The organism is Streptococcus sp. 1449 (assembly GCF_013276805.1).
Taxonomy (GTDB): domain Bacteria; phylum Bacillota; class Bacilli; order Lactobacillales; family Streptococcaceae; genus Streptococcus; species Streptococcus pseudopneumoniae.
On sequence record NZ_VMLS01000029.1, the window covers coordinates 1 to 11187 of the forward strand.

At 42.0% G+C, this 11187-nt stretch carries 14 protein-coding genes; all 14 read right to left on the minus strand.

Going from position 1 to position 11187, the window contains the following annotated elements:
* Positions 1–3: 3 nt before the first annotated feature.
* The 14 genes from whiA to metA all read right to left on the minus strand — a co-directional run bounded on the left by whiA (position 4) and on the right by metA (position 11068).
* Positions 4–915, minus strand: coding sequence for a DNA-binding protein WhiA (gene whiA / locus HT687_RS06530; protein ID WP_000011298.1), 912 nt, complete (start codon positions 913–915; stop codon positions 4–6).
* Positions 912–1889, minus strand: coding sequence for a YvcK family protein (locus HT687_RS06535; RefSeq protein ID WP_001231073.1), 978 nt, complete (start codon positions 1887–1889; stop codon positions 912–914). Before HT687_RS06535 ends, whiA begins: the two co-directional genes overlap by 4 nt.
* A complete protein-coding gene (gene rapZ, locus HT687_RS06540) occupies positions 1886–2776 on the minus strand; it encodes an RNase adapter RapZ (RefSeq protein ID WP_023937468.1) in 891 nt (296 codons plus the stop codon). The genes HT687_RS06535 and rapZ overlap by 4 nt, the downstream gene beginning before the upstream one ends.
* A 51-nt stretch (positions 2777–2827) precedes the next feature.
* Positions 2828–3208: a RidA family protein gene (locus HT687_RS06545; RefSeq protein ID WP_001140420.1), complete on the minus strand. Its 381-nt coding sequence runs from the start codon at positions 3206–3208 to the stop codon at positions 2828–2830.
* Positions 3209–3218: 10 nt separating this feature from the next.
* Positions 3219–3806, minus strand: coding sequence for a ribosome biogenesis GTP-binding protein YihA/YsxC (yihA, locus tag HT687_RS06550; RefSeq protein ID WP_000405202.1), 588 nt, complete (start codon positions 3804–3806; stop codon positions 3219–3221).
* A gap of 8 nt (positions 3807–3814) precedes the next feature.
* On the minus strand, positions 3815–5047 hold the full coding sequence (gene clpX, locus HT687_RS06555; protein WP_000106340.1) for an ATP-dependent Clp protease ATP-binding subunit ClpX: 1233 nt from the start codon (positions 5045–5047) through the stop codon (positions 3815–3817).
* Between the two features lie 31 nt (positions 5048–5078).
* Entirely contained in the window at positions 5079–5249 is a 171-nt protein-coding gene (locus HT687_RS06560; RefSeq protein ID WP_000442276.1) for a hypothetical protein, read from the minus strand.
* Positions 5249–5755: a dihydrofolate reductase gene (locus tag HT687_RS06565; RefSeq protein ID WP_000162465.1), complete on the minus strand. Its 507-nt coding sequence runs from the start codon at positions 5753–5755 to the stop codon at positions 5249–5251. The genes HT687_RS06560 and HT687_RS06565 overlap by 1 nt, the downstream gene beginning before the upstream one ends.
* Before the next feature lie 129 nt (positions 5756–5884).
* A complete protein-coding gene (locus HT687_RS06570; protein ID WP_023937471.1) occupies positions 5885–6403 on the minus strand; it encodes a Dps family protein in 519 nt (172 codons plus the stop codon).
* A 381-nt stretch (positions 6404–6784) separates the two neighbouring features.
* A complete protein-coding gene (locus HT687_RS11920) occupies positions 6785–6943 on the minus strand; it encodes a hypothetical protein (protein ID WP_023934140.1) in 159 nt (52 codons plus the stop codon).
* 110 nt (positions 6944–7053) lie between these two features.
* Entirely contained in the window at positions 7054–8544 is a 1491-nt protein-coding gene (gene lytC, locus HT687_RS06580; protein WP_007284876.1) for a choline binding-anchored murein hydrolase LytC, read from the minus strand.
* A 37-nt stretch (positions 8545–8581) separates the two neighbouring features.
* On the minus strand, positions 8582–9340 hold the full coding sequence (tpiA, locus tag HT687_RS06585; RefSeq protein WP_000087893.1) for a triose-phosphate isomerase: 759 nt from the start codon (positions 9338–9340) through the stop codon (positions 8582–8584).
* A gap of 97 nt (positions 9341–9437) precedes the next feature.
* Positions 9438–10115 carry a DnaD domain-containing protein gene (locus HT687_RS06590; RefSeq protein ID WP_000221595.1) on the minus strand — a complete coding sequence of 226 codons (678 nt, stop codon included), beginning with the start codon at positions 10113–10115 and terminating at the stop codon, positions 9438–9440.
* A gap of 8 nt (positions 10116–10123) precedes the next feature.
* Positions 10124–11068 carry a homoserine O-succinyltransferase gene (metA, locus tag HT687_RS06595; RefSeq protein ID WP_023937474.1) on the minus strand — a complete coding sequence of 315 codons (945 nt, stop codon included), beginning with the start codon at positions 11066–11068 and terminating at the stop codon, positions 10124–10126.
* Positions 11069–11187 lie beyond the last annotated feature (119 nt).

Below are 11187 nucleotides of genomic sequence, written 5' to 3' on the forward strand. Positions count from 1 at the left end.
TCGTTATAATTCATCGGCTATCTTATTGATTTTTCTGAGTCTGTGATTGACACCACTTTTTGTAAGGGGATTGCTGAGGCTATCTGCTAACTGCTGGATAGAGTAGTCTGGGTGCTGAATCCGCAACTGCGCTACTTCCTGCAAATCCACTGGCAGATTTTCTAAGCCCATAATATCTTTTATTTTACTGATATTGTTAATGGTCTTCATGCTGGCAGAAACTGTCCGAGCGATATTAGCTGTCTCGGCATTATTAGCCCGATTGAGGTCGTTACGGGTTTCTCGCAAAATCTTAACCCGCTCAAAATCATCCCGTGCCTGCATGGCTCCGATTACTATCAAGAAGTCCATAATGTCTTCTGCTCGCTGGAGATAGGTCACAGCCCCCTTCTTGCGCTCAAGCACCTTGGCATCCAGTAAAAACTGTTGGAGAAGGGAGGCAATTCCTTGCGCGTGGTCCAGATAAACAGAACTGATTTCCAACTGGTACTTACCTGATTCAGGGTCACGAATACTTCCATTTGCCAAGAAAGCACCACAAAGATAAGCACGACCTGCTTCCTCATCCGATAAAATCGCCTCATCAATACCTGTTTCCAGGTCAAAGAAAGAGTCTGCCAAGTGCAAATCACTTAACAAATCCTGCACCTTTTCATCTGTAAAAACGGTATAGACCCGATTCTTGCGAAGATTGCTCCGTTGGTGGTGACGAATTTCCGATTTGATTTCATAGAAATGGAGAAAGGACTCATAGAGGTGACGGGCCAGTTTGGCATTTTCTGTCACAACTGACAAAGTCAAGCCCGAAGTCGAGAGACCGATGCTACCAGACATTTTGATAATGGCAGATAATTCATACCGGCTCAGATGGTGTTGACCTAGGATTTCTTCTTTTACTGCTACTGTGAAACTCATTTTCTCACCTGTATAATCCGCATCAACTCATCCACAATCAAATCTCCATCGTGGAAGGCACCGCCATTTTCCAGACGAAGGAAGTTGGATGAAATCACGCGCGGAACTTGCTTACAAAGACCAGCAAAATCATGTTCCACCTGGACCAAGTATTCATCAAAGCGATTGGAATTCATGTATTCTTGAGGCACTTTTTCGATATTCACCAAGACCGTATCGATAAAAGGTCGGCTAAGGTGACGATGCAAGACTTCCACGTGATCACTATCTGTAAAGTGTTCTGTCTCCCCACGTTGGGTCATAATATTGCAGACATAGGCGATTTCTGCCTTGGTTTCCAAAAGCGCCTGCCCGATTTCCTTAATCACGATATTGGGCAAAATAGAGGTAAAGAGAGAACCAGGTCCGAGGACAATCATGTCACTTTCAAGAATGGTCTGGACTACTCGACGGCTGGCCAGAGGTGTATCATCGTTGAAGGTATTGGTTACATAGACATGGTCAATCATGCCTGGATGGTCTGCGATATGACTCTCTCCAGCCACTTCTGTCCCATCTTGAAAGACTGCATGCAAGGTCAAAGGATGGTCGCTGGAAGGATAAATCTTCCCAGTTGTATGGAAAAACTTGCTCAATAACTGCATGGCATTATAGGTCGAACCCTGCATTTCTGACAGACCTGCAATAATGAGATTGCCCAATGGATGGCCAGCAAAGGCTCCGGCATCCTCGGAAAAGCGATACTGAAAGACTTTCTCATAAAACTTAGGCATATCCGACATGGCCACAAGGACATTACGAAGATCACCTGGCGGTGTCAATTGCTGCATATTTTTTCGGAGTTCACCTGATGAACCACCATCATCCGCCACCGTTACGATAGCAGCGATTTCCACATCTTTTTCACGCAGACTTTTAAGAATGACGGGGATCCCAGTACCTCCACCAATCACCGTTATCTTTGGTTTTCTCATGAACGGTTTACCGTTTCCTTTCTCCGGTCTTTGTCGCGATGCCCTTCATTAACAGGCCAATTCTTGGATAAGTCCTGCGCCAAGCGTTTAGCAAAGGCCACACTACGGTGTTGTCCACCTGTACAACCCATGGCAATGGTCAAAACAGACTTCCCTTCCTTTTGGTAACTTGGCAAAATCGGCTCAATCAAGGCCAATAAATGCTGATAAAAATCTTCTGACTCAGGATGATTCATGACATAGTCATAAACAGGTTCATCCACACCCGTTTGGTTTCTCAGCTCTGGAAGGTAGTAGGGATTTGGCAAAAAGCGCACATCAAAAACCAAGTCTGCATCAATTGGGATTCCATATTTAAAGCCGAAAGACATGACTTCGATACGGAAAGACTGGGCTTGTTCTTGATCTGAAAACTGCTCTGCAATGGTTTTACGTAGCTCACGAGGAGTGAGTTCAGTTGTATCCACCACATTTTGGCTCATATTTTTCAAAGGCGCCAAGAGCTCACGTTCCAGCTTGATTCCATCCAAAATCCGACCATCTGCAGCTAGTGGGTGACTCCGTCTGGTTTCCTTGTAACGCGCGACCAATTCCTTATCAGCTGCATCCAAAAAGAGAATTTTAAAGTCCAGTTCTTCCTTGTTTTCCAACTCATCCAAAACAGTTTGAATCTCCGAGAAGAAAGAACGGCTACGCATATCCACTACCAAGGCCAACTTAGGATCGTCTTCCTTTGTTTCCACCAACTGCAAAAACTTAGGCAAGAGAGCTGGCGGCATATTATCAATAGTAAAATAACCCAAATCCTCAAAGGACTGAATGGCTACAGTTTTGCCTGCACCACTCATTCCTGTCACAATCACCAAGTGAAGTTGTTTCTTTGTCATCTTTTTCTCCTTATATCAAAAGAAGTTTGGCAACACCAAACTTCAACTAGCTTATCCAATCTCTGCGATGACTTCGATTTCGACTTTTACATCACGAGGAAGACGAGCTACCTCTACTGCTGAACGAGCTGGGAATTCCTCTTTAAAGGCCGTTTGGTAAACCTCGTTAAAAGGAACAAAGTCGTTCATATCGCTCAAAAAGCAAGTTGTTTTGACAACATGGTCAAAGTCAGTTCCTGCTTCTGCCAAAATAGCACCGATGTTTTTCAAGACTTGTTCTGTCTGTTCTTGAATCGTTTCTCCAACGATTTCTCCAGTTTCAGGAGAGAGAGGAACTTGACCACTAGCAAACAAAAGGTTGCCAACGATTTTTCCTTGAACATAGGGTCCGATAGCCTTTGGAGCCTTGTCTGTATGTATTGTTTTTGCCATTTTCTTTTCCTCACAATTTTTCTAAGATTGCATCCCAAGCCTCATCCATTCCTGCCTTGCTGACAGATGAAAAGAGGATAAAGTCGTCACTTGGGTCAAAGTTTAATTTCTTTTTGATTGCTGATTCGTGCTTGTTCCATTTACCACGAGGAATCTTGTCCGCCTTGGTCGCAACGATGATAACCGGAATCTCGTAATACTTGAGAAATTCGTACATCTGCACATCATCTGCTGACGGGTCATGACGGAGATCCACCAAACTGACCACTGCACGAAGATTTTCTCGAGTCGTTAGGTACTCCTCAATCATGCGCCCCCACTTTTCACGTTCCTTTTTGGAAACGCGGGCATAGCCATAGCCAGGCACATCCACAAAGCGCATCTTGTCGTCAATGTTAAAGAAGTTGAGCAACTGAGTTTTCCCAGGTTTCCCTGACGTACGAGCCAGATTCTTACGGTTCAGCATGGTATTGATAAAACTAGACTTACCAACATTTGAACGCCCTGCTAGGGCAATCTCTGGCAGTTCATCCTGCGGATAATGAGACTTGTTGGCTGCACTGAGCAAGATTTCAGCATTATGTGTATTGATTTCCATAGTCACCTCTAGGCTGTTTCCAAGATTGGTTTATCCGTTCCATCGACAGCTTCTTTTGTGATGCGAACCAATTTCACATTTTCCTGACTCGGTACTTCAAACATGACATCTAGCATGGTTTCTTCGATGATGGAGCGAAGACCACGCGCCCCTGTCTTCCGTTCGATGGCCTTATTGGCAATCTCTTGAAGAGCTTCGTCGTCAAATTCCAACTCGACATCATCATAAGATAACAAGGTTTGATATTGTTTGACCAAGGCATTTCTTGGCTCTTTCAAGATACGAACCAAGTCATCAATCGTTAATTGCTCAAGGGCTGCAAAGACAGGCAAGCGTCCAATCAACTCTGGAATAATACCGAATTTTTGAATATCTTCTGCGATGATTTCTTGCATGTAAGAGCTGTTTTCATCAATTGCTTTATTATTTTGACCAAAGCCGATAACCTTTTCACCCAGACGTTGTTTGACAATTTCTTCAATACCATCAAAGGCACCACCCACGATGAAGAGGATATTTTTAGTATCCACTTGAATCATTTCTTGTTGCGGATGTTTGCGTCCACCTTGAGGCGGCACGCTAGCAACAGTTCCCTCGATAATCTTGAGAAGGGCTTGTTGCACCCCTTCACCAGAAACATCCCGTGTGATCGATACGTTCTCGCTCTTCTTGGCAATCTTGTCAATTTCATCCACGTAGATAATCCCACGCTCTGCACGCTCGATATTAAAGTCAGCAGCCTGCAAGAGTTTAAGGAGAATATTTTCCACGTCCTCACCCACATAACCAGCCTCAGTAAGAGCTGTCGCATCCGCAATCGCAAAAGGCACATTCAAGCTCTTAGCCAAGGTCTGGGCAAGGAAAGTTTTCCCTGAACCAGTTGGGCCAATCATCAAAATGTTTGACTTCTGCAAATCCACATCTTCTGACTCCTCACGCGTATCGTGGAAGTTGATACGTTTGTAGTGGTTATAAACCGCCACTGCCAAGGCACGCTTGGCACGATCTTGACCGATTACATAGTGGTTCAAGATATGGAGGAGTTCGATTGGTTTTGGCACCTCAGACAAGTCTGCCAAGACTTCCTCAACCAATTCTTCTCGAATGATTTCCTGAGCCAACTCCACGCATTCATTACAAATAAAAGCATTGTTCCCAGCAATTATTTTTTGTACTTCTTCTTGGTTTTTGCCACAAAATGAGCAATAAACCATCATATCATTTTTTCTATTTGTAGACATGATTTCCTTCCATTCTATACTGTCATTCTATCTAAAATAAGGTCATGTAAAAAGCATGAATACTATTGACCAGATTGGTAAAGGCATTTAACCAAAGGAGGATAGAAAGCCCGTAACGCTTTTTACGAAAAGCCTGTGCTCCTGCCAGAAGGCAGATGAAACACAGAAAAGCCGTGAATAAACCAAATAAACTCCGTTCCATTAGACTTCCTTTCTCTTGTGATATTGGATGGTAAAATCATAAGGATTCTTCTCATCTTTGGCGTAGAATTTGCTTGAAACTGTCTCAAAAAGAGATAAGTCAAACTCCTCAGGAAAATAGGTATCTCCCTCCACCCGAGCATGAATGTGAGTGACAATTACTTCATCTAAGTAGGGTTCAAAAGCCTGAAAAATCTGCTTCCCACCGATAATGTAGAGATTCTTTTCTTGAGCCTGATACCAGTCGAGAACAGACTGGACGTCCTGAAAAGTAGCAACCCCATCTATCTTTTCTTCCGTGTTACGTGTCAAAATCAAGGTCTCCCGTTGTGGAAGCAAGCGACGTCCCATCCCATCAAAGGTTACCCGCCCCATCAAGATAGCATGATTCAGAGTTGTTTCCTTGAAATGTTGCAGTTCTGCTGGCAAATGCCAAGGCAGACGATTATCCTTACCAATCACACCCTCTTCATCCTGGGCCCAAATAGCTACGATTTTCTTAGTCATGCTTCCATCCTTTTTACTGATAGTACTATTTTATCAAAAAACTCAAAAAAAGACTGGTTTGGAATAGCTTACAAAATAGAAAAAATCTGTAAGAAATTTCCTACAGATTTATCTATGTTGCCTTGTTTCTTACAAACCAGGTGCTTGTCCAAGTTCTGCGGCAAGCATCCAGATTGTTTTATCCGTTTCATTTTTAGCGTCTGAGAAGATACCATTTGTCACATCATCACCTTCTTCATCAGTAACATCCAAACCTTTTTGGAAAAGTTCTGACAAGTAACGGTAGATAACAAGGACACGTTCCAAACTTTCTTCAACATTGCGGTATTCACCAGCTTCTTCTTCGATTTCACTGTTTTGAAGGAACTCTGTCAAAGTAGAGTATGGTTTACCACCGAGTGTAATCAATCGTTCACTGATTTCATCTAAATGACCATCAAGAGCATCCATGTACTCATCCATTTTTGGATGCCATACCATAAAACCGCGTCCACGCATGTACCAGTGCACTTGATGCAAAGCAACGTGGGCTACGTACAAATCAGCAACAGCTTGATTCAAAACTTCCTTTGTTTTTGCCAATGCTACTGGCGCTGCTTTTGTTAATGTTGCGACATCTTTTGCTGCTTCTTTTTTCAATTCTACCATTTTATTTTACCTCATTCATTATTTTTATGTAACCACTTCTTAATGATTACTACCTTAGTATACTACTAAGGAAAACCAATAGCAAGCAAAATAACCCACATGAGAAAAGTTGCAATAGACTGATAATTTAAGAATTCTTTAGAAGACGAAAAGAGGGTTGGATGCTTATAGTCAATGGAAATCCATCAGCAAACTAGGAAACTAAACCCAGCTTGACCAAAGCACAAGTTTTGAGGTCGCAGGTAGAACTGACCAAGCTGATGTGGTTTGAAGAAATTCCCCAAGACTATAATAGATTGAAATAAGATGTAACCAAGTCGATTAGGAAAGACAAATGAATTTCTAAAAATGTTTTAGCAACCGCAATGTTCTGGTCTATATTCAATCTACTATATAATACTCTTCGAAAATCTCTTCAAACCACGTCAACGTCTCCTTGCCGTAGATATAGTTACTGACTTCATCAGTCTTATCTACAACCTCAAAACAGTGTTTTGAGCAGCCTGCGGCTAGTTTCCTAGTTTGCTCTTTGATTTTCATTGAGTATAAGATTCATTTCCGAGCAAGTTCTTGAATTTACTCGAGGATAAACTATCATAAAACAAAGAAAAAGAGGGTGCTACTATCACATCCCTCTTTCTAATCAGAGCTTAATACCAAACGCTGACATCTACGCGCCCTTGGATTCCTTTCATGTATTCAGAAGAGGTATATTGCCAACCTTTTTCTCCTGAATAATGAGGGTTTTCCCATTCTAAAGCATTGTTATAGGCCGCTACCCAGTTTACATGTTTTAAAATATCTGGGTGTTTTAAACGCGTCTGTAATAAACTACGATAGCTATAGACATACACATTTTGATAACCCGCCTGCTTCATCGTCTCCATGTACTTGTTGATAATCTTAACCCAAGTACCTGTATCATTCGGAGCACGCTTACTTTTATTCACATACTCCCAGTTCTCAACATCATAGTAGATAGGGTAAGACAAGTTCATATTGTATTTCTTCAGAAGTTCAATGGTCTGTTCAGCATCATTCTCAGCATCAGTCTCATTTTCAGCATAGGTATAGAGATAGACGCCATAAGGTATTCCCAGACGGTTTAACTCCTTAATGTTATGCGCCAATTCCTTGTCTTCTTTACCGCTATAACCTAGACGAACAATGACACCATCTACTTCATTTTCATCAATAACCTTTTTCCAATCATTGATACGGCCATTGTGCTCACTAATATCAATAACTTTCTTAGCATGTTCGGTTCCAACTTGTTCTTCTCTATTATTAAAGAAATAGCGTTTACCATCTCTGTGAACCCAGCCGACATTCAAATCTTTCTTTTCTTTGAGCTCACCAGAGGCCGCAAAGATATAGCGAGCGCCATCCATAATCACTTCATCAGTCGCCATGGCACCACTTCCAGTCAAATAGTAGTTGCCTTGCCACTCATTCTGAGCCATATAGCCCCACTTCTTGAAATAGTACCATTTGCCGCCCACTTTTTGCCACTCTTGGTTAGCATAAGTTCCATCGGATTTGAGATAAAAATAAGCAGAATAGGCTGGATCATAAAGCCATTCATTTTGCATCATGGCACCTTGACCGTTCAAGAAATAACTTCCTTGCCATTGGCTTTTAGCCATGTAACCCCACTTCTTGAAGTAGTACCACTTATTTCCAATCAATTGCCATTCTTGATGAGCATAAGCCCCATCTGACTTGAGATAAAACCAACTCTTGTAATTATTATCATAAAGCCACTCGTTTTGAGCCATATAGCCACCTGATTTCAGGTAGTAATTGCCCTGCCACTCATTTTGAGCATAACGACCGTCTGATTTGAGATAAAACCAAGCTTTGTAGTTATTATCAAAAATCCATTCACTTTGAGCTTTAGAACCATCAGCCTTTACATAATAATCTCCATCCCAGTGGGCAGAGACACTGTTTCTCTGTTCATTGCTACTAGTTGATGAAGTTCCTGTTGATAGACTAGATTTTTCTGAAACTGTGCTTCCACTTGTTTCATCTGCCGCAATTCCTGAAACTCTTACGCCAAGTAAGCAAAGGCTTGCTAGCCCTATACATACAAATTTTGTTTTCAATCTTTCCTCTCCTATAAAAAATGGAACAGACATCTGAATGCTGTTCCACCTAGCTTTTGCTACTTACTGATTATTTTACAAAGTCAAGCAAAGCCAAGAAGCTTTCAGCTTCAAGTGACGCACCACCTACAAGGGCACCGTCAACGTCTGGACAAGCCATGTATGAAGCAACGTTCTCAGGTTTAACAGAACCACCGTATTGAACACGAACTTTGTCTGCAACTTCTTGACCAAAGTCAGCAGCTACAACGTCACGAACAACTTTACACATTTTTTGTGCGTCGTCTTGTGAAGCTGATTTACCAGTACCGATAGCCCAGATTGGTTCGTAAGCGATAACTGATGCAGCAACTTGTTCAGCAGTCAATCCAGCCAATGCAGCAGATACTTGAGCACCTACAAATTCAGCAGCTTTACCAGCTTCGTAAGTTTCAAGTGACTCACCACAACAGATGATTGGAAGCATACCGTTTGCAAAGATTGCTTTTGCTTTTTTGTTGATATCTTCGTCAGTTTCATGGAAGTAGTCACGGCGTTCTGAGTGACCGATAACAACGTAGTCAGTACCGATTTCTTTCAAAACTTGTGGGCTTGTTTCACCAGTGAAGGCACCTGCATTTTCAAAGTAGCAGTTTTGAGCAGCAACTTTAAGGTTTGAACCTTTTGCCGCAGCAAGAACTGTTGTCAAATCAAGAGCTGGAGCAGCGATACCTGCTTCAACAAGATCTGATGAAGGAAGTTTTGACGCAACTGCTTCAACGAATGCTTTAGCTTCTTCTGGATTTTTGTTCATTTTCCAGTTACCAGCGATAAATGGTTTACGTGACATTTCACATACCTCTTTTTTCAATTTATTTTCTATTTATTTTATCACAATTAGACACAGCTTGCAAATCTTACTCGGATTTCAAGCCTGCTGACATGGATTAATCCTTCCAGAGATCCATAGCATTTCTGAAATCTGCCGATACCTGTGTCAACTGAGGATTGCTTGCTTCTCTTTCTGCCCGCTTAGCCTCGATTTGAGCCACACTTTTGATACCTTCATGTCGCCAGTTTCTCAAAATCGCCTGGATGTACTTCCAGTTTGGTTTTCCATTCAAAACAGCTTCACGAAGAGCTTCCTTAATCAAGTCAGCACTGGTTCCATCTTCCTTTAGTGTCTTCATCAAATCCTCAATCTCAAAAGGCGTCAACAAGCGTCCCAACTCCTGCTGGAAGGTTTCCACCAAATCCTTAAGATGATTTTGAGGTATCAACTGGTCTGAACTCGAAGCAATAGCTCCAAGCAAGTCATCCAAACGTTCCAAAGCCAAACTAGCATCAAAAAGCAATTCGATTTCGCCATTTAATTCGATAGTACGATACTGGAGAAGTCCCCTCTCCGTCAGATTGGAAATGGACTGGTTGACATCCGAAATTTCCTTGCCAATCCTTTCAGCAATCTGGCTTGGCGACATTTCTTCTAAGCCTGTCGTATTTTGCAAATAGAAAAATTGCCAAACCAGAAAATCGTCGCTAGAAGGAAAGAGTTCCTTAAAATGCAAGAGCAGGGCACTCGGTAAAACCAAGTTCCCTGATTTAAAAGCGTCTAAATATGTCATAATTCCTCTTATAAATACCCAAATGTAGATGCATCATCTTCTATTTTTCTCCAGTCAAAAGGCGTCTCCTGATAGACCGCATAATTCACCCAGTTACTGAAAAAGAGGGCTGCTGATGAAGACCAACAAAGACAAGGTGTCTGGTTGACATCATCATCCTTAAAGTAATTTTCTGGAATATGAGGATCCAAACCTGCATCACGATCTCGGAAATATTCATTTGCCAAGGTATCACGGTCATATTCCAAATGCCCAAAACTATAAATTTCACGCAAATCACGACTAGCCAAAATCGAAACCCCAACCTGAGAACCCTCTGATAAAATCTCGAGATTGGTTTTGTTTAAGACCTCTTCCTTAGAAATCTCCGTGTGCCGAGAATGAGGGGAAACATAGCTATCGTCAAAGCCTCTTAAAAGAAGGTGCCCTTCTTTTAAAGTGTCCTGAGGATAAATACCCGATAACTTACTGTCCATCTGGTATTTTTCCACTCCATAACGCAGATAAAGACCAGCCTGAGCCCCCCAACAGATATAAAGGGTCGAATAGACATGGGTCTTGGACCACTCAAGCACCTGGCTAAATTCCTCCCAATAGTCCACTTCCTCAAATGGTAAATGCTCAACTGGAGCACCCGTGATAATCATCCCATCAAAATACTCATCCTTGACTTCAGGAAAGGTTTTATAAAAGGTCTCCATGTACTCTGAACGAGTTGTTTTAGAACGATGGCTCTCCATATAGAGAAAATCAATATCCAATTGCAGGGGCGTATTAGCCAAATGGCGCAACAACTGGGTTTCTGTGACCATTTTCTGTGGCATGAGATTTAAAATTAAAATCTTCAAAGGACGGATATCTTGGTGGGCCGCACGTTGATCATCCATGACAAAGATATTCTCTGTCCGTAAAATCTCAACAGCTGGTAATTTTCTATCAATTCGAATCGGCATAACCCTCTCCTAACTGTACTCTTTCAGAAATAATTGCATATGTTTGAAACTCTTCGAGAATCTCTTCAAACCGCGTCAACGTTGCCTTGCCGTACGTATATGTTACTGACTTCGTCAGT